At 47.9% G+C, this 20759-nt stretch carries 21 protein-coding genes; 13 read left to right on the top strand and 8 right to left on the bottom strand.

From position 1 onward, the window contains the following. Positions 1-162 precede the first annotated feature (162 nt). Positions 163-372 (top strand): hypothetical protein, encoded by a 210-nt coding sequence (locus tag IC229_RS09395; protein WP_190886712.1) that lies wholly within the window; start codon positions 163-165, stop codon positions 370-372. 218 nt (positions 373-590) lie between these two features. On the opposite strand, the gene IC229_RS09390 is transcribed toward IC229_RS09395, so the two are convergent. Then, complete coding sequence (locus tag IC229_RS09390; RefSeq protein WP_190886711.1) at positions 591-1841, bottom strand: MFS transporter; 1251 nt, start codon at positions 1839-1841, stop codon at positions 591-593. Positions 1842-1900: 59 nt separating this feature from the next. Between IC229_RS09390 and IC229_RS09385 the strand changes: the two genes are divergently transcribed. Then, positions 1901-2566 carry a phosphoribosylanthranilate isomerase gene (locus tag IC229_RS09385; RefSeq protein WP_190886710.1) on the top strand — a complete coding sequence of 222 codons (666 nt, stop codon included), beginning with the start codon at positions 1901-1903 and terminating at the stop codon, positions 2564-2566. A 130-nt stretch (positions 2567-2696) separates the two neighbouring features. Here the strand turns inward: IC229_RS09385 and IC229_RS09380 are convergent, their stop codons facing one another. After that, positions 2697-3113, bottom strand: coding sequence for an Hsp20/alpha crystallin family protein (locus IC229_RS09380; protein WP_190886709.1), 417 nt, complete (start codon positions 3111-3113; stop codon positions 2697-2699). A gap of 341 nt (positions 3114-3454) precedes the next feature. On the opposite strand from IC229_RS09380, the gene IC229_RS09375 reads away from it, so the two are divergent. Continuing rightward, positions 3455-4792 carry a tetratricopeptide repeat protein gene (locus IC229_RS09375; protein ID WP_190886708.1) on the top strand — a complete coding sequence of 446 codons (1338 nt, stop codon included), beginning with the start codon at positions 3455-3457 and terminating at the stop codon, positions 4790-4792. Between the two features lie 152 nt (positions 4793-4944). Next, a complete protein-coding gene (locus IC229_RS09370) occupies positions 4945-5313 on the top strand; it encodes a hypothetical protein (protein WP_190886707.1) in 369 nt (122 codons plus the stop codon). Here IC229_RS09370 and IC229_RS09365 read toward each other — a convergent pair. Continuing rightward, positions 5306-6751: a leucine-rich repeat domain-containing protein gene (locus tag IC229_RS09365; protein WP_190886706.1), complete on the bottom strand. Its 1446-nt coding sequence runs from the start codon at positions 6749-6751 to the stop codon at positions 5306-5308. The genes IC229_RS09370 and IC229_RS09365 overlap by 8 nt on opposite strands. A gap of 36 nt (positions 6752-6787) precedes the next feature. Next, the gene (locus IC229_RS09360; RefSeq protein ID WP_190886705.1) at positions 6788-7558 is read right to left on the bottom strand and encodes an AMP nucleosidase; all 771 of its coding nucleotides are present in this window, start codon (positions 7556-7558) and stop codon (positions 6788-6790) included. 99 nt (positions 7559-7657) lie between these two features. Here IC229_RS09360 and IC229_RS09355 point away from each other — a divergent pair, with 99 nt between their 5' ends. Further along, positions 7658-8101: a type I restriction enzyme HsdR N-terminal domain-containing protein gene (locus IC229_RS09355; RefSeq protein WP_190886704.1), complete on the top strand. Its 444-nt coding sequence runs from the start codon at positions 7658-7660 to the stop codon at positions 8099-8101. A 64-nt stretch (positions 8102-8165) separates the two neighbouring features. On the opposite strand, the gene IC229_RS09350 is transcribed toward IC229_RS09355, so the two are convergent. From IC229_RS09350 to IC229_RS09335, 4 genes are all read right to left on the bottom strand, one after another. Further along, on the bottom strand, positions 8166-8732 hold the full coding sequence (locus tag IC229_RS09350; protein ID WP_190886703.1) for a YceI family protein: 567 nt from the start codon (positions 8730-8732) through the stop codon (positions 8166-8168). A 49-nt stretch (positions 8733-8781) separates the two neighbouring features. Continuing rightward, positions 8782-9237: a MarR family winged helix-turn-helix transcriptional regulator gene (locus tag IC229_RS09345; protein ID WP_190886702.1), complete on the bottom strand. Its 456-nt coding sequence runs from the start codon at positions 9235-9237 to the stop codon at positions 8782-8784. A gap of 90 nt (positions 9238-9327) precedes the next feature. Beyond that, positions 9328-11196, bottom strand: coding sequence for a BamA/TamA family outer membrane protein (locus tag IC229_RS09340; RefSeq protein WP_394355930.1), 1869 nt, complete (start codon positions 11194-11196; stop codon positions 9328-9330). Positions 11197-11424: 228 nt separating this feature from the next. After that, positions 11425-11940, bottom strand: coding sequence for a GNAT family N-acetyltransferase (locus IC229_RS09335; RefSeq protein WP_190886700.1), 516 nt, complete (start codon positions 11938-11940; stop codon positions 11425-11427). A gap of 105 nt (positions 11941-12045) precedes the next feature. Between IC229_RS09335 and IC229_RS09330 the strand changes: the two genes are divergently transcribed. The 8 genes from IC229_RS09330 (at position 12046) to IC229_RS09295 (ending at position 20750) form a co-directional block, all read left to right on the top strand. Beyond that, complete coding sequence (locus IC229_RS09330; protein ID WP_190886699.1) at positions 12046-12678, top strand: Maf family protein; 633 nt, start codon at positions 12046-12048, stop codon at positions 12676-12678. 74 nt (positions 12679-12752) lie between these two features. Further along, positions 12753-14258, top strand: a complete 1506-nt coding sequence (locus IC229_RS09325; protein ID WP_190886698.1) for an alpha-amylase family glycosyl hydrolase — start codon at positions 12753-12755, stop codon at positions 14256-14258. A gap of 111 nt (positions 14259-14369) precedes the next feature. Continuing rightward, a complete protein-coding gene (locus IC229_RS09320; RefSeq protein WP_190886697.1) occupies positions 14370-15302 on the top strand; it encodes a M20/M25/M40 family metallo-hydrolase in 933 nt (310 codons plus the stop codon). A gap of 205 nt (positions 15303-15507) precedes the next feature. Further along, positions 15508-16932 carry an arylsulfatase gene (locus IC229_RS09315; RefSeq protein WP_190886696.1) on the top strand — a complete coding sequence of 475 codons (1425 nt, stop codon included), beginning with the start codon at positions 15508-15510 and terminating at the stop codon, positions 16930-16932. Between the two features lie 178 nt (positions 16933-17110). Next, positions 17111-18823, top strand: a complete 1713-nt coding sequence (gene kaiC, locus IC229_RS09310; RefSeq protein WP_190886695.1) for a circadian clock protein KaiC — start codon at positions 17111-17113, stop codon at positions 18821-18823. Positions 18824-18851: 28 nt separating this feature from the next. Next, positions 18852-19145: a circadian clock KaiB family protein gene (locus IC229_RS09305; RefSeq protein WP_190886694.1), complete on the top strand. Its 294-nt coding sequence runs from the start codon at positions 18852-18854 to the stop codon at positions 19143-19145. 1 nt (position 19146) lies between these two features. Next, the gene (locus tag IC229_RS09300) at positions 19147-19464 is read left to right on the top strand and encodes a circadian clock KaiB family protein (protein WP_190886693.1); all 318 of its coding nucleotides are present in this window, start codon (positions 19147-19149) and stop codon (positions 19462-19464) included. Next, positions 19464-20750 carry a sensor histidine kinase gene (locus IC229_RS09295; RefSeq protein WP_190886692.1) on the top strand — a complete coding sequence of 429 codons (1287 nt, stop codon included), beginning with the start codon at positions 19464-19466 and terminating at the stop codon, positions 20748-20750. Before IC229_RS09300 ends, IC229_RS09295 begins: the two co-directional genes overlap by 1 nt. Positions 20751-20759: the final 9 nt, after the last annotated feature.

Raw genomic sequence — 20759 nt, 5'->3', positions numbered from 1 at the left:
AAATTTCAGTTGCATCATGCCGGGACAGCAGTTGCTTTCCGGTGCAGAGGTAAAAGGCGAAATATAACTTTTCTAACTATCAGCTACTTAGTTGGCGCTATAGATAAAAACAATCAAAAAACGGAGGTGTTTACTCTATCGCACACTAAAAAACAACAGGTTATGGCAAACTCCCAATCCCTTGCTTCGCAGGTGCAATCGCCAGCCGGGCAAATCAAGCAGAGCATCCGCGATATGGTCCGACTGCAACAGGATTACCAACTCTCCGATGAGCTGTTCTGGGAAGTCTTCGATAGGCGCGTGTTACTTAACAAGCCAGTGGACATAGACCTCTTTCTACGGAACCTCGACACCCCGATTGCCCAGAGTTAGTTCCACAAAGTAATCAGGCTAAACTTCCCGAAACAGAACCATTCGCCGGTTTTCTACCGGAGTACGTCGCTTTTTTGTCATGCAGCTTTTTGTCATGCTGACGAAGGAAGCATCTTAAATTTTCCCAACTAACGAATTAGGAGACATTAAGATGCTTCCTTCGTCAGCATGACAAAAAAGCTCGTTTTTGAATGTAGCGGGTATGTTTAGAGAGTGTATCAGCTTAGTCGAACGGCAAACAGCGCCTTAGATTTTGTGTAGACATACGTAACAACCACCAACGTAACGATTCCACCCAGCGCCACCGACGGAACGGTTCCCATCAGACTAGCGAGCAAGCCTGACTCAAAAGCCCCAATTTCGTTCGACGAACTCACAAAAATGCCGTTCACAGCGGCTACGCGTCCGCGCATATGGTCGGGTGGGAAAATTTGCAGAATGGTTTGCCGGATAATGACGCTCACACTATCGAATGCACCAGTCAGCGCCAGCATCACGAGTGATAAGTAAAAATTGGTCGATACGGCAAACACCAGGGTGGCTATACCGAAGCCGACCACGGCCAGAAGCATGTTACGCCAAGCATTATGCGTGGGTGGATATTGGGTCATAAACGCCATGGTTAGCAAAGCTCCCACCGACGGAGCTGCCCGTAGAAATCCTAATCCCTCCGCTCCTACTTTTAGAATATCCTCGGCATATACCGGCAAAAGTGCTACGACACCCCCGAATAGCACCGAGAACAAATCGAGCGAAATGGCGTAGAGTACGATCTGTGTTTTAAACACAAACCGGAAGCCCTCGGCCAAACTCTGCCGGAAACCAAGTACTGGTTCGTCGGTAACGGGCACAGGTTTACGGCTAATCAGGCTAATCAATACGTAGCAGACGACCAGTAGGCCGATGACGATGATTAACGTATTGTCGAACCCAAACCAGCTATAAAAAAAACCGGCCAAGCCTGGCCCCACAATAGCGCCCGCCTGCCAGAACGAGCTACTCCACGTAGCAGAATTAGCGTACAGTTCGCGCGGGATCAGAAACGGTTTCAGCGACGAACTGGCGGGCGAATAAAATCCTTTCGCCGTACCAATCAGCATCAGTACGCCATAAATGGTAGCCAGCCGGGCCGTCTGCGACAAACCCGCTACAACCGACGGTTGAAAAACAAGGTACAGAATAACGGATCCGAGAATAATGACGAGCAGGCTCCATTGCAGAATACTTTTTTTGTCGCGCCGGTCGGCCAGGTGCCCACCAAAGAGCGAGAGCGCGATAAACGGAATGGCCTCAGCTAATCCAACCAGCCCAAGCATGAGCGGGTCGTGGGTGATTTTATACAATTCGTAACCCAGAATCACTTCCTGAATCAACAGTGTAACTGTAATCAGGAAACTATTCATAATGAAATACCGAAACTCAGGAAAACGTAGTGACGCGTAGGTATCGTTGGTGGATTGTTGTACCATACTTTTGACGGGCGAAGCGTATGTTTGTCAGCCAATCGTTACGTTATCAACCCCAAAATATGGAATCTCAGTTCAGAACCCGAGTGAAAATTTGCTGCATCAGCAGTCTCGACGAAGCGAAACTGGCGCTACGTTACGGTGCCGATGCGCTGGGTTTAGTGGGTCGAATGCCCAGCGGTCCGGGCGTAGTAGCCGACGAAATAGCCGCTCAGGTTGTTCGTGCAACCCCTCCACCCCTTGCTACGTTTATGCTCACCAGTGAAGACAACGTAGCAGACATTGTGGCTCATCAACAGCGCGTTGGGGCCAATACGATTCAGTTAGTCGACGCCGTTCCAACCGATACGTATGCCCAACTGCGTGACCAATTACCAGCCGTAAAACTTGTACAGGTCATTCACGTACTCGACGAACGTAACGTCGATGAAGCTTTAAAAGCTGTCGCCGATGGCGTCGATGCATTACTACTTGACTCAGGAAATCCTAATCTAGCCGTTAAATTATTAGGAGGTACCGGCCGTGTCCATAACTGGCAGGTAAGTCGGCAAATTGTGGAGCAGTCTTCGGTACCGGTTTTTCTGGCGGGCGGTCTGAATCCGGAAAATGTTCGTCAGGCGATAGACGTAGTGCAGCCCTTCGGACTCGACATTTGCAGTGGCGTTCGCACCGATGGCCAGTTGGATAAGCGGAAATTGGAAGCGTTTATGAAGGTCGTGCTGGGATAGCAGGGAGCACGGGGCCGGGTGTGACCCAGCAATCCCTGCACAAAAAAACAGATCACACTACGTAGTATGACCTGTTTTAAAAATTAGGCATTCGGTAGGACAATCCCTGCCCCTTGCTATCCCTGCTACGTTACGCAACGGTGATTTCTTTCACGAGTTTCGTTTCTTCGACTTTAGGCAGGTCGAGCGTCAGGATACCATCGGTATAAGCGGCTTTGATTTCGTCGGCATTTACCGTTTTAGGCAGTCGGAAGCTCCGCTCAAACGAGGTAAAGCCAAACTCCTGACGGGTGAATTTCTCGGTGGTTTCTTCGTTTTTCGACTCCGTGTTGTACGCAATCGTTAAGCGATTGTTCTCTACGTTAATTTTCAAATCTTCTTTCTTCAGACCAGGAGCGGCCAGTTCAAGATGGAAAGCCGTTTCGGTTTCTTTTACGTTGACGGCTGGTACGTTGGTCGTGGTCGCATTGTATCGATTTACGACGGGACGGCTATAGAAAGGGTTGAAGAACGTAGGGAAGTTGTTATATCGAACTAAAGTTGCCATGTGCTTTTTGATTTGTTGTGTTGTTCTATTATTGACTACATACACCCGTTGTTCAAATGTTGTACCAAAGCAAAAACTTTAAATTTTTATGACATTTTGACATTTTTTCAGTCAAATATTTTCCAATATAAGACATATTGTCACTTTTGGACTGTAAAGTTGGCAACCATTTTGCAAGAAATCTGCCGTGAAGCCACGTGAATACACATATAACCCTGTGTTGCACAGCCGTTTTCGACCATGACATAATCTTATATTAACTTGGCTAATCAGTAACAAAGCTTTAAATTTAGCCCGCTCAATTCGTAACCAACTTCCTAAATAATTTATAAACTCATCTCATGAAGCGACAACTACTGCCGCTGGCTATCCTCTTTTTTTCCAGCTTTACCCTCCCTACTATTGCTCAACAAACGGCCGTCGATTTTTTTGAAAGCGGTATCACCAAAAGTAAAGCTGGTGATTTTATGGGAGCGCTACAGGCGTTCAGCATGGCCATCACAATGAATCCCGACAATGCCGCCAGTTATTACAACCGGGGTGTAGCCAAAGCAAGCCTGAAAGACCACCGGGGCGCTATTCTGGATTACGACCGCGCCATCGACCTGAACGGTAAAGATGCCCTCGCCTATCTGAGTCGGGGTATCAGCAAAAGCAAACAGGAAGACCATCGGGGCGCCCTGCTCGACTTCAGCCGCTCTATTGAACTCAACCCCGACGACCCACAGACGTATTACAACCGGGGAACCAGCCGCAGTCGACTGGAACAATACCGGGGTGCCCTGGCTGATTTTACCAAGTCAATTGAACTCGACCCTGCCAACGCCCAGACGTATTATTCGCGAGGTATCACCAAACAGAAACTAGAAGATTTTTCTGGTAGTTTGCCCGATTTCACCAAAATGATTGAGATGATGCCCAAACGGCCACAGGCATTTGCCGGTCGGGGTATGTCGAAAGTTGAATTGAATGATTTCACCGGGGCCATTGCCGACTTGAATAAAGCCATCGAACTCAGTCCCGAAGATAGCGAATCATTCTTTTATAGGGCTTTTGCCAAAAGCAAACTGGAAGATTATAAAGGCGCGATACCTGATTATGACAAAGCGCTCACCCTTAAGCCGGATAATTACCGGGCTTTTTATGGTCGTGGATTTTGCCGCAGCAAACTGAACGACCAACGTGGTTCGGTTCAGGATTTGAACCAGGCTATCGAAATTAACAACGCCAACGCCGATTCGAAAGTAGTATATACCGGACGTATCAACCGTGCCACGCTCGATAAACTGCGTGATCAGGTTCAGGAACGTAACAAAATTATTGAGCTAGGTGACGAACGTGCCGAAGCTTACTTCAGTCGGGGTGTCAGCAAAAACAAACAGGGCGATCAGAAAGGCGCTATCATCGACCTGAACAAAGCCATTGAATTGAGCCCAACCTACGCCGAAGCCTATTTCAGCCGGGGATTAATCAAATCGAATCAGGGCGATCAGAAAGGCGCCATCATGGACTGCAACAGCGCCATCAAACTAAACCCGCGCTACGCTGAAGTGTACTACGTTCGAGGGCTCATCAAACACAGCCTCGGTGATGAAAACGGTGGCTGCCTTGATCTTTCCAAATCGGGTGAGTTGGGTTATAATCCAGCTTATAAAGCCATTAGTGATTATTGTAATTAAGTCGATACTGGGCCGTCGGTGCAGTCGTCAGTCGATAGTCAGTAGCTGCCAGTTTTGATGGTGGTGTCTACTGACTATCGACTTTTTTTGTAATCTGTGATTTCTCGTGCTACGTTAACAAGAGCGTCCAAACAAACGTAACAACGCGTATAATGATCGAATTCCTGGAAGCACTTTTCGGCAAAACTGCTAGTAAAAAAATCTTTGAAAATATGGGTATTCCTCAACCCAATTTCAAAATTGTAGCTACTCAAATTCGGAAGGGTAAAAATCCTGAAAATTATGTGCTCGCTGATGCTAGCAAACTACTTTTAGTTGTCGAGAAATGGCGGTTTGAACCGGGAGGGCCCGTAGGCAGATGTGGCTACGATTATCACATCGTTTTTACGAACGGAGAAGTAAACATTCCAATATCTGTTTGCTTCCTGTGCAACACGCTGGTTTTCAATAATTACGAAAATTACAAGGCCACAAAAAAACAAATAATGGCCTTGCTAAGGGAGGATTTTGAACTCATATAAACAGGCTATACCAGCTTTCCGGGATATTTGTCAAAGCCTCCCTGTTGGAGATACGAACGGCCTCTAGGTTATGCAGGTTTTTCAAGCTATCAGGCAAATGACTCAACTGCGGATTATCATCCAGATACAGATGTTTGAGTTTTGTCAGATTCCCCAAACTTTCCGGCAGGGTACGTAACGACGGGTTTTCGCTGACGTTCAAAAAAGTTAGATTAGCTAATTCTCCTACTGAATCTGGCAAACTTTCAAAGACCGATTCAATAAACACCAATTGCTCTAATCCCTTCAAGTGACCGATTTCTGCCGGGATTTCATCGAAATAAGTCATGTTGAAAAGCAAGGCTTTGAGTTGTTGCAAGTCAAAAAGCTCGTCAGGAAGTTGCAACGGAATCTGGGAGTCGATACCAGGCCAGAGAACCAGCTTCTCAATTTGCGTACAAAGACCAATTTCTTTAGGAACCGGGTTTACGTTCAGTTCGAGTTCTTTCAGTTTTGGCATTTGAGCAATCACAGGTAGTATTTGCGCATAATCACGCACCTCGGGACTCCCGAAATACAGTGTATCTACCTCGTTCATCCCGGCCATTTCTTCCGGCACGCGGGTAAAGCGGCAATTCGTAAAATCAAGTTGTTTTAAGCCGGAAAGCTGATAAAATTTTGAAGGCAATTGCCAGCTCCTGGCACGAATATTTAGCTCCTTCAGTGTTACCAGATTGGCAAAAGACTCCGGCAATATCACATCAGCATCGCTCATGAGCAGCAAATAGCTCAGATTTGTAAGTTGCCCTATGCTCTCTGATAGTATTTGTGGCGAACTGAAGCCATCCAAACTCAATGATTTCAAAGCGCTGAGTTGGCTAATAGTTGCTGGTACCTCCTGTTCTGTCGTGAACGTCAGTTCCTTGACCGCCGGCAGTTTTGCCAAAACCTCGCATACAGCGTGAAAATCCAGCCTGGGGTTTCGCGCCAGTTTAGCCGTCTCTAACGAGATCATTTCCTGGACGTAATCGGGAAGGTTTTTGAGGTTCTTCCCTTCCAGATTCAAGTATTTGATCTTGCTATAATCTTGTCTAGGCGGAGTTTTCTTCGCAACGCTTGTTTTTTTAAGGACCAGCAGATCCCCGAAAATAATAGAGAAGCGTTGTACGATTTCTTTATATTCTTCCTCCGTAATCGTAAATGCAACGACAAAATCAGAAACTCCTAAGCGTTTTGCGGCTTCCGGTAACAACTGAATCTGCAATTCCTGCCCGGAAAGCTGAACCGTTTTAACCGCGTTGGTGCAGGCATTGGATTGGTCATTCCATTCCAGATAGTGGTCAGACGTACCAGGGACATTGGATAGCAACAAGGCCAACTCTTTTTCTTCATGGCCGAAGAAGACGGTTTCGACTCCGCCTTCGCTCCAATAGTCAACACCATTTGCCTGAAATTTCATGGATTTTTTTATCCTGGATTTCCGCCAACATAGCCCTTACTCAAACTTCAAATGCTTCACCGAATCACCGGAAGATTCGAGTTCAATAAGGGCGTCGATGCCAATGTCGAGATGGACGTTGACGAACTGGCTCGTGACGCGCTTATCGCTTTCTTCGGTTTTTACGCCTTCTGGCACCAGCGGATTGTCGGACACCAGCAACAAGGCTCCGTGCGGGATAGAATTAACGAAACCGACCGTGAAAATGGTGGCCGTTTCCATATCGATGGCCATCGTCCGGATTTCGCGCAGGTAATCTTTAAAAGGCTCGTCGTGCTCCCATATACGTCGGTTGGTAGTATAGACGGTTCCAGTCCAATAGTCGAGTTCGTATTTTTTGATGGTTGATGATACGGCCCGTTGCAGTCGGAACGACGGAAGCGCCGGAATCTCAGGGCGCATGTAATCGTTGCTGGTTCCTTCGCCCCGAATGGCCGCAATGGGTAAAATCAAATCACCAATCTGCGTCTTTTTTAGCCCACCGCATTTGCCCAGAAACAACACCGCTTTGGGGTTGATAGCCAACAGTAAATCCATGACAGTCGCGGCCATGGCACTGCCCATACCAAAGTTAATGATCGTGATGTTGTTGGCCGTAGCCGTTTGCATAGCCCGACCAATCCCGAAAATCTCTACGTCAAACTTTTTGGAGAATAGCTCCACGTAGTTGATAAAATTGGTCAGCAGGATGTATTCGCCGAATTGCTCAATCGGCGTACCCGTATACCGTGGCAGCCAGTTCTCAACGATTTCTTCTTTAGTTTTCATTAATAAAGAGCGAAAGAGTGAATGAATGCAAGAGCGAAAAGTTGGTGAGAGTTGTTCGCTCTTTCACTCATTCACTCTTTCGCTCTTTATCTTTGGGGTATGCTTGCATTAAACCTACCTACCTTCGACCACAAAACTAAGCATGTCGAAGGGAAAGTATACATTTTTGATTCGTTACGTCGTAAATACGTCCGGCTCTCGCCCGAAGAGTGGGTACGGCAGCACATCGTCAACCTGCTGCTGACGCATTTTGCCTACCCAAAAGCGTTGATACGTACGGAGGGAGGTCTAGAGCTGAATCAGACGCAGAAACGTACCGACGTAGTAGTATTTGATCGGGAAGGGCGTCCGTTTCTGGTTGTGGAGTGCAAGGCTCCCCACGTAACGATAACGCAGCAGGTAATCGACCAGGTTACGCGTTATAACTATATCCACCGGGCACCATATCTGGTTCTTTCGAACGGCCTGGTTCACTACTGCTACTCGGTGAATCATGATACGTCCGAGATCAAATTTATGGACGATTTCCCTGCTTTTACGTAGCATAAAAAATCCCCAGCCCTTATTGGTACCGGGGATTCACGTAGTACGAACAGTACGTTATTGATTACAACTTATCAAGTTCACCCGAAGCGCGGATGGCGATTTCGTCGCTAACAACGGCCGTAGGCGCGCCACCTAACGCGAAATCAGCGCGTTTCACTTCGCCCGTCACTTTAAAACCAGCTTTCACTTTCTTGTTCTGTGGGTTCGTAACGGGGCCATTAATAACCGCGTCGAGCGTTACAGGTTTCGTTACGCCGTGCATCGTCAGGTCGCCTGCCAATTTGTATTTATTACCGCCTACTTTAGTGATCGACTTGCTTTTGAAAGACAGCGTCGGATACTTGGCAGCATCGAAGAAGTCAGGGCTTTTCAAATGTGTATCGCGACGGTCCTGATTGGTGTTGATGCTGTTAACATCGGCGGTCAGGTCGATTTGGGCATCACTGAAATCGTCTTTCGACGAAGTCATTTTCACGTCGAAATTTTGAAACTTGCCATCTACTTCGGCCAGCATCATGTGGGTTACGCTAAAGCCCAGATTCGAATGGGCCTTATCAAGTGTCCAGTTTTGGGCAAAAGCGCCCACAGATGAACATAACAAAGCAGCAAAAAAGGTTGCCTTTTTCATGGTTACTATTACGATTAAACTAAAAATTCAGGTTGTATAAAAAAATGGATTATTCCCGCATGCGGTCGAGAAATTGACTGAGGAGAATGGCTTCTTCAGGCGTTAATTTGCAGGTTTGCTGTTGATCCCACTCCGTTTGTAAAACGTCCAGCCGATTCAGCAATTCCATGCCTTTCTCCGTAATAACCACATCAACGGCCCGTCGGTCGCTGGGGCATTCGGTACGTAGGACGTATTTTTTGGCAACGAGCTTATCGACCAGCCGGGATGCATTCGACATTTTGTCGAGCATGCGCTCAGTTATATCGCTTACTTTCACTGGCTCAGGATATTGCCCCCGTAAAATCCGCAGCACATTATACTGCTGCATTGTAATTCCATACGGTTTCAATAACCGACTTTGACTATCAGCGAGCCAGTTGCTGGTATAGATCAGATTCACCACCACGCGCTGATAGGGCGTTTTGAATGGTGTATTCTGTTTGATGTCGGTTTCAATAGACATGATGCAAATATAAGACAAATGCAATTAATGTATCAACATTATTTTATTTAGATTTTGTTCCATCTATACCTTTTATTTCAGTATGTCTCATTATTGATAAGGTACAATCTGAGGAGCCGAAAGATCAAAGTCCCTGAATCTCAGCGTCGGAACACCTTCGAACGCCTGCCTGAACGGGATTGTATTTCCCGGAATATTAGGATAGTACGTCAGCCGAATCTGAAAACTGTTAAATGTTAAATTTTCGTTACGTAAACGGAATCCAATGCCATATCCCTGATACAAAGGTCCCTGCAACAACGGTCGATCTGGGAAACTGGTCAGGCCCAAATTCGCGAACGTAATGAAAGCCACCCGGAACCCAATAAGACTCAGGCGCGAAAACAGAATATTCTCGTAATTGAGCAGCATCCGTTTGGTACCTCGCAAAGCATCGCTGTAGATGCCTATTCCATCGGTGATAAGACCACTTCCGGTGCTACCCAACGTAATGTATTCATTATCAAATCGCCCGAAACCAGTTGTGTATCGCGCGTTGATGAAGTGGCGCATATTCCCCCATCGACTTTTAATAAGCGGACTGAAATAATTCGATTCAAACGAAAAAACGCCTTGTTCGGGTGTATTTTGCCGGAAAAAGCTACCCAGACTAACCAATCCGTACAGATAGCCGACTCGTTTGATGTAATGACCCTGCGAATAGTTGATGCCCGTGTAGGTACGTCGCCCCAGTTCAGCGTTATCGATGCCGCCGATCGCTACAATCGACTCTCCAACCGGTACGTCCTCCGTACGCCCAAAACCATAGATCAGTACGTCGCGAACGTACTTCCGGCGTGAAAATCCGACACTGAACAACGTAGTACGACTATCCTGATAAATCTGGTTGGTATCGGCCGTTACGTCGGGCCGTCTGAAATAGCTGTAATCGGTGTTACGTATCGCCAGAATAAGTCGCGCACGCCCTTTTTCGTCGGAATTCCCCTCCCGATAAAACAACCGGAACGAACGCCCAATCCAGAAATCGGTATAGGTATAACTCAGTGGAACAATGACTACGCAATCGGCGCGGGTCAGCAGTCGGTTGTTGATTTGCGTATAATTAATTTCGGCAGCACCCGCGTACTTCGTGTCGGGGGTCAGAAACGGACGGTAAATACGGGCCGACACCTGTTTCAGATCGCGCAGATAAAGTATATCGGCCTGGGCTGTCAGGAAGGTTTTACCAATGAACGGCACTTTATACCGGGCCTGATATTCCAGTTTCTGGCGTGGGTCGTTGCCCGAATAAGCGACCTGCGCAAAAAGCTGGTGACCTAATCCTCTAAAATTCAACTGATCGAACCCAATGTTAAAACTCTTAAAACTGCCAAATCCACCATTGGGAAGCAACGACCAGACATCCTGCGTAATGACGTAGACATCGACAAACTGACGGCTTCCGTTACGTGGCACCACCAGAATCCGGGCATCGTGAAAAATCGACGTATTACGTAGCAGTCGCTCGTTATCGCGCAGTACGTTCGGGTCGACCAGATCGCCTTCTTTAAAAAGTAGATACGAATACCGTATTACGTTCTCTCGCGTATTCCGGTGTAAACTATTTCCCGTTTTTTCGATCCAGTTTGCCGGTTTACGTAACGTATCATAAACTGTTTGTCCAAATACATTCAATCGACGAATGTGAATATCGCCAATCACCCGACCTTCAAACGCTTTGAATGGATTTACTTCGATTTGGTTGACCTCCCCCGTTTTAACACGGCTATTGTATACGTCTCGGAATACAGCGTCGTAAAGCTGGCGCGTCAGCCGGTGTTTATACATGCTGGATTTCAATTTTGTATAAAACACACTGTCACGCTGCATTAATATGCTGTCGGCCACGTGGGTTGAATGAGCCGTTGCCAGTGAATCAGTATCCGCTTTTCTGGTCGTTTCGATCTGCACTGAGTCCATACGGACCCGTTCAGGCGTTAAGCCGGATGGCTTTTGCTGGCGAATTGTATCCTGTTGAGCAGCGATTTCGGGACAGCATCCGAATAAAAAAAGCAAGCTCAGCAGCATACACCGCAGAGGAGCCATATACGTATTCGGATATAATTGAATCATGGATACAAAAGAACAATCGTTTGAACGACGTCAGCGTGAATGGTTTAAGAACGCCGGTCGTTCAGGCTACTATACCTATAACTGTTTTTGCAGCCAAAAATCCCGCTGGCGTTCCGAACCGAATTGAAAGTAATGGTAACTAAAACGTTCGAAACCCATCTTTTCGTAAAAAGCCAAGGCGCGTTTGTTACATTCCCACACGCCCAGCCACACAGCCTCAGCCTTTTGCTCACGCGCCCAGTCCAGACAATGCTCCATAAGCCGACGCCCTTGGCCCTGACCAATTTGACTCTGTAGCAAATAAATTCGCTGTATCTCAATGGCGTTACGTTCCTGCATCCGTCGAGGTGGTGCGTGTCGGCGTAGCTTGGCATACCCCACGGGCGTACCATCGGATGAGCTGGCCAGAAAGAAAGCACATCGTGGATCAACAAGTTCCTGATTCAGAATAGGTTCGGTCAGTGCCTGAGCGATGTATTGTTCTACCAGTTCGACCGGGTTATGAGGGGGCCCAAACGCTTCGCGCATGGTCGTTGCCGACAGTGCGGCAAGGGCAGATACGTCAGCCAATGTAGCAGTGGAAATAAACACGATCTGTTTGATTTATGGGTTAGCGATGTGTTTGTGCCCTGCGAATTACGTTTTTTAACGTAGCGAACGCAACTTTGCAGCCACATTGCTGACTGTTCCAGATTTATGCTTTCGTTACGTTACCCACTCATACTGGCCTCGGGTTCGCCCCGCCGGAAACAATTAATGACCGATGCGGGCTTTACGTTCATCGTCGAAATCCGCCCTACTGATGAGGTTTTTCCGGACGATATGCCTGCCGACGACGTCGCGGAATACCTTGCCTGTCAGAAAGCAACTCAGTTTCGGCACGACCTGGACGAACGTATCGTTTTGTGCGCCGATACAGTTGTGATTCTGGATGGAAAAATCCTGAACAAACCGCAGGATGAAGCCGACGCCCGGCGGATGCTACGTGCCTTATCTGGGCAGACGCACCGCGTTCGGACGGGGGTCTGCGTGCTGGCCCCCGACGGTAACGGAAACATCCAGCAGGAATCCTTCACCGACGAAACGCAGGTAACGTTCGCTACGTTGACCGACGACGAGATTACCTACTACATCCGCGAATGTCATCCCTTCGACAAAGCGGGGGCTTATGGTGCTCAGGATTTTATTGGGTTAGTCGGCATCGAACATCTTGAAGGTTCCTTCTACACAGTCATGGGTTTGCCCACGCACCGGGTTTATCAGGTTTTGAAAGAATTTTCAAAGAGCGAAAGCGTGAATGACCGGGCCGCCGGAGCGGTGAAAGAGTGAATGGCTGGCGCAAGCTTTTTTCGCTTTTTCACCGCTCCGGTGGCCCGGTCATTCACGCTTTCGCTCTTTAAACTATGCAAATCCTACCCATTGGTCAAACCGGCGTCCATTACGAAATATTCGTTCGTTCCTTTGCTGATTCCAACGGCGATGGCATCGGCGATCTTAATGGCATTACCAATAATCTCGATTACCTCAAAGATCTCGGCGTATCAGCCCTCTGGCTCATGCCTATCAGTCCGTCGCCAAGTTATCACAAATACGACGTAACTGATTATTACGGAATTGATCCTGAGTACGGTACGTTGGCTGATTTCCGGAGGCTCATTCACGAAGCCCACCAACGTAGTATCGCTATTGTGATTGATTTGGTGATTCACCACACCAGCATCCGGCATCACTGGTTTCGGGAATCAGCTAAAGGCCCCGACAATCCATTTCGGCATTTCTACCAATGGCTGCATCCCGCCGAAATTAAAGCCCGCAACCTCGCTACCCGCGACATTACGGCCGATTCGGGTGAACGTAGTCCCTGGCATTCCGTTCGTAATGCTACGTATCGAAACGAGGAAAAGTACTACGCTATGTTCTGGAGTGGTATGCCCGATCTGAATTTCGATCACCCGCCTGTGCGCGAGGAAGTCTATAAAATTGCACGATACTGGCTTCAGGACGTAGGGGTCGATGGTTTTCGATTGGATGCTGCTCGTCACCTGTACCGCGAAACCGAGGAGTCCAAAAATTATGAGTTCTGGGAAGAATTTGGTCGGGAAATCGAGGCTGCAAAACCAGGTGCTTACACAGTTGGCGAAGTCTGGACGCGGCCCGAACGTATCGCGCCGTATTTCCGTGGCCTGAAAGCCAACTTCAATTTCGACCTGCGACTGATGATCGAAGAAATCGTTCGGCAGGAAGACGATACTGAAGATCTGATTGAATTTCTGGTCTACGTTGATGCCGCTTTCGGTAACGTAAATCCCAACTTCATCGACGCCTTAATTCTGTCAAATCACGACCAAGACCGCATTGGCAGTCTATTAAAAGGCAATGTGGATCACCTCAAAGTAGCAGCTAATCTGCTGCTCACCCTGCCTGGATTACCTTACCTATATTACGGTGAGGAAATTGGTATGCTTGGCCTGAAGCCGGATGAAAACATCCGCGAACCTTTTCTGTGGGACATCCGCCCCCGCGATCATCAACGTACTCGCTGGCGTCGGGGGCAGTACACCACCAGCCGAACCGTTCGTCCACTGGCCGAGCAACAGAGCGATCCGGATTCGCTTTTTTCGCACTACAAACGCCTGATTCAGTTTCGGAATAGCCACCCTGTTTTAAACGACAATCAAAGTCGGTTGCTGCAAACAGGCATTCGTCAGCCGGGAACGGTCTCGTTTATACGCCAGACGCAGCAGGAACGTACGCTAGTTCTCCACAACCTGACCGACAAGCCAATCGACGTAGTACTTTCGCCCAACGAATATTGGTGTCACAGCATCGAGTTTGAAACTGTACCGGGCTGTCATTTTCAAAACGATCACGTGAACGTACCAGCTTATTCGTGTGTGGTGCTACGTTGATAATGCGTAATGAACAATGAACAACGGGAAAGCCGACCTCCATTTTACATTACTCATTTTCCATTCTCCATTCGTTAAGTAACGTAGCCTATTTCATAGCTTTTCCTATTTATGAACCTACGCCTGATTTTCTGTCTACTTTTCCTGACGCATTCACTGTTCGGGCAGGAGCCATCGCATAAACGTATCGCCCGACACATCGAAAAGCTCGCTTCTGACAGGATGAAAGGGCGAGGAACTGGCAGTCCAGAGAATGCCAAAGCAGCTGATTATATTGCCAGCCATTTCAAAAAATACGGCCTGAAACCGCTGGGTACCAACGGCTTTTATCAGTCTTTTACGGCCAAAGTTCGGCGCGTGGTTGTACCCGATAGCCTACGTAGCGCGTCGAACGTAATTGGTTTTCTGGATAACGAGGCACCAAATACCATCGTCATCGGCGCCCATTACGACCATTTAGGCGAAGGACGACAGGGAAGTTCGCTGGAGAAGGAGCCGGAAGGCAAAATTCACAACGGTGCCGATGACAACGCATCGGGCGTAGCGGGCCTGCTGGAATTAGCGCAGTATTTTGCCAAAAACGACGTAAAAGAGCCTTACAACGTCTTGTTTATGGCATTTGGCGCCGAGGAATTGGGCTTGCAGGGTTCGCGTTATTTTCTGAACAATCCAACATTACCGCTCGATAAACTGAATTTCATGGTGTGTATGGACATGATTGGCCGATATAATCCCGAACGTGGCGTAGGCATTGGCGGCTACGGCACCAGCGATACCTGGCCAGCGGTATTTAAAGACGTAACAAGTTCTGTCAAATTTTTCACCGACCGGGCGGGAAACGGAGGCTCTGACAATGCCGCTTTCTACGCCAAACAAATTCCTGTTCTCTTTTTCCATACCGGCGGCCATCCCGACTACCACAAACCCACCGACGATACTGAAAAAATCGACGTAGTGGCCGAAGAAGCAATTCTCAAGCTGGAGATTGTATTGCTCGAAAAAGCCATGCAGCAACCCAAAATGACGTTTACACCTGTTCAATAACGATGATGCTGTTCAAACTTTTGAGAACTGATCTTATAATGTGAGTTTTTATCATTCTGACCGGGCCGCCGGAGCGGGAACAGGGAACGAAAAAATATCTTCGCCACGGGGTAAGGAGACGTTAAGATTCTTCGTTCCCGCTCCGGCGGCCCGGTCAGAATGACAAAAACTCACTCGTATAATTTTAATTGAATTTCCCAAAACCATGCGAATATTGCTTTTTCTCCTTATTGCTACGTTGTTTAGTCAGTTCTGCTCTGCTCAAACTACGTCTAAGCCTAATATTATTTTCATTCTGGCCGACGATTTAGGTTTTGGCGATGTAGGCGTTAACGGTCAGAAACTCATAAAAACACCAAACATCGACCGGCTGGCGAATGGGGGGATGCGCTTCACGCAGTTTTACGCTGGTACGTCTGTTTGTGCACCGTCGCGTTCGTCGCTGATGACGGGCAAGCATACAGGTCACACGTTCATTCGGGGAAATAAAGGTGTTGAGCCGGAAGGCCAGCAACCCATCGCCGATTCGGTGGTAACGTTGGGTGAAGTACTCCAACGCGCGGGCTACGTAACGGCCGCTTTTGGCAAGTGGGGTTTAGGGCCAGTCGGTTCGGAGGGCGATCCTAACAGGCAGGGTTTCAACCGGTTTTATGGCTACAACTGTCAGGCGCTGGCGCACCGGGCTTACCCGAATCATCTTTGGGATAACGATCAGAAAACCGTGCTGAAAGCCAATGAGAATCTGCAACAACAGAAAGAATACGCACCCGATATGATTCATCAGCAGGCGTTGAATTTCCTGAATGCACGCGACGGTAAACAGCCTTTTTTTCTGTTTCTGCCTTACATTCTCCCCCACGCCGAATTAGTAGCTCCCGACGACAGTCTTCTGGCTCATTACAAGAAGATATTTACTGACGAAAAACCCTTCAAAGGTGCGGATTATGGACCCAACGCAAAGCCAGAAGGTTATGCATCGCAGGCGCACCCGCACGCTACGTATGCCGCGATGGTCGCCCGGCTTGACCGATACGTTGGACAGGTAATGGCAGCCCTGAAAGCCAAAGGGCTTGACAAAAACACGCTGGTCATTTTTTCGAGCGATAACGGGCCGCACCTTGAAGGCGGAGCAGACCACAAATTCTTCAACAGCAACGGAAGTCTCCGGGGCGTAAAACGTGACCTCTACGAAGGTGGCATCCGCGAACCGTTTTTTGCCAACTGGCCGGGCGTTATCAAACCCGGTTCGACCAGCGATTTCGTCGGTGCGTTCTGGGATGTGTTGCCTACTTTTGCTGAACTGGCGGGTGCTAAAACGCCCACCGGCATCGACGGATTGTCGTTTGTATCTACGCTAACGGGCAAAGGCACGCAAAAGAAACACGATTATTTATACTGGGAATTCCACGAAAACGGCGGTCGGCAAGCCGTTCGGCAGGGCAACTGGAAAGCGGTACGTTTACAGGCATCCACCAATCCCGATAATCCCGTTGAATTGTACAATTTAGCTACCGACCCCGCCGAACAAAAAAATCTGGCTAGTACAAATCCTGACAAAGCGCAGGAATTGAGTCGATTAATGAAGCAATCACACGTAGCATCTCCAATTTTCCCATTTGGGAAGGAGTAAGGTTTATAGAACTGTTACCCAGTCGATTGGCAGTTTATCGACTAAAACAGTTAGGTGGACTTTCCAGTTAATTAAGGTGCGCTGATACGTAGTAAAATCAGAGCACATAACTATAAAAAGCGCCAACACAGGTCGATATCTTGATTTTTTAATAAGTTTGTTCTTTATCCGTAACTGAATGAATCGTTCTTCAAAAAATAATAAGCACCAGTCACTTATAAGCCTACCCAAATCGCCCACAGGCATCATCGGCCTCGACGAAGTAACGAATGGCGGATTGCCCCTGGGTAGACCAACCCTCATTTGCGGAAGCGCAGGTAGCGGTAAAACGTTGTTTTCCCTTGAGTTCATCGTGCGGGGAGCGCTCGAATTTAATGAACCGGGCGTATTTATGGCTTTTGAAGAAAAGCCCGAAGAGTTGGTTGCTAACGTAGCATCGCTGGGGTTCGATCTTGAACAGCTCCAGAAAGACCAGCTCCTCAAAATCGATCACGTCCACATCGATCGCGCCGAAATTGAAGAAACTGGTGAGTATGATCTGGATGGGCTATTTATTCGTCTGGGCTACGCCATCGATAGTATTGGCGCCAAACGGGTCGTGCTGGATACCATCGAAAACCTGTTTTCCAGCTTGACCAACGAAGGTATTTTACGTAGTGAAATCCGGCGGTTGTTTGGCTGGCTGAAAGACAAAGGCGTAACCACTATAATTACCGGAGAAAAAGGAGAAGGCACGTTGACCCGGCACGGGCTGGAGGAATACGTATCAGACTGTGTGATTCTGCTCGAACACCGGGTTAATTATCAGATCTCGACTCGTTTACTACGTATCGTCAAGTATCGCGGGTCGGTTCACGGCACCAATGAGTACCCGTTCCTGATCGATGAAGACGGGATTTCGGTGTTGCCCGTTACGTCGCTCACGCTGGATCATGGCGTATCGAACAAGCGACTTTCGTCTGGTTTTCCGGCGCTGGATGCTATGATGGAAGGCAAAGGTTTTTTTGTCGGAAGCAGCATTCTGATATCGGGTACTGCCGGTACAGGCAAAACCAGTATTGCAGCCAGTTTCGTAAATACGGCCTGCCAGCAAAAGAAACGGGCTTTGTACCTCGCTTTTGAAGAATCACCCCAGCAGATTTGCCGCAACATGCGTTCAATCGGGTTCAATCTTCAGGAGCATGTTGATAACGGACTGCTGAAATTCCACGCGTCCCGTCCTACACTCAACGGACTGGAAATGCATCTGGTTACCATTCATAAACTTGTTAGTGAGTTCAAGCCTGAAGTGGTTGTGCTTGACCCCATCACGAATCTGGTTACGGTTGGTTCGCTGAGTGAAGTGCGGTCGATGCTTATTCGGTTGATCGACTTTTTACAGGTTAAACAGATCACGGTGCTTTTCACGGCGCTTGCCTTGAATACAGTGATTAGTGATCAGACCGACGAAGGCGTTTCATCGCTGGTGGATGCCTGGATACTTGTGCGGGACATCGAGATGAATGGTGAACGTAACCGAAGTTTATACGTCATGAAATCACGGGGAATGAAACATTCCAACCAGGTCCGTGAGTTTGTTATTACGGATAAAGGACTGGATTTAATTGATGTTTATCTCAGTTCCGAAGGCGTATTGACCGGTTCGGCCCGCGAAGCGCAACAGTTGCAGGAAGTGACGGGAGTAGCCTTACGCGATCATGCGATGAACCGTAAAGACCGCGAAATTGAACGGAAACGAACTGTGCTCGAATCCCGAATTGCCAGTCTGAAAGAAGAATTCGAGTCGGTACAGGATGAATTGAACAAAACGTTTCTGGAAGATGATCTCCGTAAAGAGATTTTAGAACAGAACCGAGAACAATTGATCCGTAGTCGTCATAGTGGCCAGTAGATGCTGGTTAACAAACCTACCTAACTTGATGAGTGACCAAGAAAATATCTGGGAGTTAAGACTCTACGTAGCAGGCAAAACAGTTAAATCGGTAACCGCCCTCAACAATCTGAAGAAATACTGTGAAGAACATTTGCAGGGTAATTATGTTATTGAGGTAATCGATTTATTGGTACAACCTCAGTTGGCAGCCGGCGATCAGATTCTGGCGGTACCGACTCTGGTCAAGAAAGTACCCGAACCTATCCGTAAGATCATCGGGGATTTGTCCAATGAAGAGAAAGTATTGGTGGGTTTAGACATTCGTTCTGCGAAAAGATAAGATGAGTGAGCCAGCAGAACGTGCTGATGTCAATCTGACTGGCAAAAACCAGCCGTATATACTTCGTTTATTTATAACGGGTGCGTCACTCCATTCGGTTCGGGCGGTTTCTAACATCAAGCATATCTGCGAAACACACATACCCGGTCGCTATTCGCTCGAAATTATTGATGTTCATCAGCAGAAAGAGTTGGCTAAATCGGCGCAGTTGATTGCGCTGCCCTTACTCATAAAAGACTCGCCCTGGCCTGAGCGTCGGCTCATCGGTGATCTTTCGGATACAGAAAAGGTACTTAAAGGTTTAGGCATTATTGGCTGATGAATCCACCCAGAACGAACGAACAGTTAGCCGCAGAGAATGAATCGCTACGTATTCGTCTTGACGAAGCGCTGGAAACAATTCAGGCGATTCGTACGGGGCAGATCGATGCGCTGGTGGTGGAAGGAGACAATGGGCACGAGATTTATACGCTAAAAACAGCCGACCAAACGTACCGGGTATTCATTGAGTCGATGCACGAAGGTGCCGTAACGCTCAATCAGCAAGGGTTGATTCTCTACTGCAATTCTACCTTCGCAACGATGGTCAATCAGCCTTTATCGGCGGTTATCGGTTCGGACCTGCTTGCGTATATTGCCCCCGCGTGCCAGGCGGATTACAAAAATTTTATTCAGCAAAGCTGGTCATCGCCCGGAAAAACGGAGATGACGCTCGCGCAGAAGGAAAACGAAAAGGAGATTATCTGCCTGATATCAGCCACTCCTCTGGCGCTCGATGAGGGTGATTGTTTAAGCTTTATTTTCACTGATTTGACGCTCCAGAAACAAACCCAGACCTTGTTAAAGCGCAGCAACGAAGAATTGGCGTTTACCAATCAGGCGTTGAATCGGTCGAACGATAATCTACAGCAATTTGCATACGTAGCCAGCCACGATTTGCAGGAACCACTACGTAAGATTCAGCAATTTGGCGACCTCCTTAAAACGCGCTACGTTGCCCCATCGAGCGATGAATGGAATTACCTGGAACGAATGCAGTCGGCGGCCAGCCGAATGTCGGCTCTAATTCGGGATATTCTCAACTTCTCCCGCATTACGACGCATACCGAAAGTGTAAGACACGTATCGCTAACCGACGTAGTAAATACAGTCCTGACCGATTTAGAACTACGTATTCAGGAAACGAACGCCCTGATTGAAGTTAGTCCGTTACCAATTCTGATGGGCGATGCTTCTCAGTTGGGGCGGCTGTTTCAGAATTTACTGAACAATGCTCTTAAATTTCACCGGCCCGATGTTAAGCCTCACATCAAGGTAGCTTGCCAAACGCTGTCCGCTGCCGAATTGCCCCCTTCCATAAAGCCAACCCGTCAAGCGGACACGTATCATCAGATACAGGTAATCGACAATGGAATCGGTTTCGACCAGAAATACGCGGAACGGATTTTTCAGGTTTTTCAGCGACTGCACAACAAAAATCAGTTTGCTGGAACAGGAATCGGGCTGGCTATCTGCGAGAAAATAGTCAGTAACCACGGAGGAGCCATTTCTGCTACCGGCGAACCAAGTAAAGGTGCTACGTTCAGCGTCTATCTACCTGTTTAAAAAGATTGT

The sequence above is a fragment of the Spirosoma profusum genome, from assembly GCF_014699005.1.
GTDB classification, from domain to species: Bacteria; Bacteroidota; Bacteroidia; order Cytophagales; family Spirosomataceae; genus Spirosoma; species Spirosoma profusum.
This window is presented reverse-complemented; position numbering and strand designations above follow the sequence as displayed.

What these genes read in the sequence shown, in the direction of transcription:
- IC229_RS09390 (WP_190886711.1), bottom strand. Translation starts at nt 1,841, where the DNA reads ATGGTACAACAATCCACCAACGATACCTACGCGTCACTACGTTTTCCT.
- IC229_RS09365 (WP_190886706.1), bottom strand. Translation starts at nt 6,751, where the DNA reads ATGAAATTTCAGGCAAATGGTGTTGACTATTGGAGCGAAGGCGGAGTC.
- IC229_RS09355 (WP_190886704.1), top strand. Translation starts at nt 7,658, where the DNA reads ATGCTTGCATTAAACCTACCTACCTTCGACCACAAAACTAAGCATGTC.
- IC229_RS09395 (WP_190886712.1), top strand. Translation starts at nt 163, where the DNA reads ATGGCAAACTCCCAATCCCTTGCTTCGCAGGTGCAATCGCCAGCCGGG.
- IC229_RS09370 (WP_190886707.1), top strand. Translation starts at nt 4,945, where the DNA reads ATGATCGAATTCCTGGAAGCACTTTTCGGCAAAACTGCTAGTAAAAAA.
- IC229_RS09380 (WP_190886709.1), bottom strand. Translation starts at nt 3,113, where the DNA reads ATGGCAACTTTAGTTCGATATAACAACTTCCCTACGTTCTTCAACCCT.
- IC229_RS09350 (WP_190886703.1), bottom strand. Translation starts at nt 8,732, where the DNA reads ATGAAAAAGGCAACCTTTTTTGCTGCTTTGTTATGTTCATCTGTGGGC.
- IC229_RS09385 (WP_190886710.1), top strand. Translation starts at nt 1,901, where the DNA reads ATGGAATCTCAGTTCAGAACCCGAGTGAAAATTTGCTGCATCAGCAGT.
- kaiC (WP_190886695.1), top strand. Translation starts at nt 17,111, where the DNA reads ATGAATCGTTCTTCAAAAAATAATAAGCACCAGTCACTTATAAGCCTA.
- IC229_RS09375 (WP_190886708.1), top strand. Translation starts at nt 3,455, where the DNA reads ATGAAGCGACAACTACTGCCGCTGGCTATCCTCTTTTTTTCCAGCTTT.
- IC229_RS09345 (WP_190886702.1), bottom strand. Translation starts at nt 9,237, where the DNA reads ATGTCTATTGAAACCGACATCAAACAGAATACACCATTCAAAACGCCC.
- IC229_RS09300 (WP_190886693.1), top strand. Translation starts at nt 19,147, where the DNA reads ATGAGTGAGCCAGCAGAACGTGCTGATGTCAATCTGACTGGCAAAAAC.
- IC229_RS09305 (WP_190886694.1), top strand. Translation starts at nt 18,852, where the DNA reads ATGAGTGACCAAGAAAATATCTGGGAGTTAAGACTCTACGTAGCAGGC.
- IC229_RS09320 (WP_190886697.1), top strand. Translation starts at nt 14,370, where the DNA reads ATGAACCTACGCCTGATTTTCTGTCTACTTTTCCTGACGCATTCACTG.
- IC229_RS09340 (WP_394355930.1), bottom strand. Translation starts at nt 11,196, where the DNA reads ATGGACTCAGTGCAGATCGAAACGACCAGAAAAGCGGATACTGATTCA.
- IC229_RS09315 (WP_190886696.1), top strand. Translation starts at nt 15,508, where the DNA reads ATGCGAATATTGCTTTTTCTCCTTATTGCTACGTTGTTTAGTCAGTTC.
- IC229_RS09325 (WP_190886698.1), top strand. Translation starts at nt 12,753, where the DNA reads ATGCAAATCCTACCCATTGGTCAAACCGGCGTCCATTACGAAATATTC.
- IC229_RS09360 (WP_190886705.1), bottom strand. Translation starts at nt 7,558, where the DNA reads ATGAAAACTAAAGAAGAAATCGTTGAGAACTGGCTGCCACGGTATACG.
- IC229_RS09295 (WP_190886692.1), top strand. Translation starts at nt 19,464, where the DNA reads ATGAATCCACCCAGAACGAACGAACAGTTAGCCGCAGAGAATGAATCG.
- IC229_RS09330 (WP_190886699.1), top strand. Translation starts at nt 12,046, where the DNA reads ATGCTTTCGTTACGTTACCCACTCATACTGGCCTCGGGTTCGCCCCGC.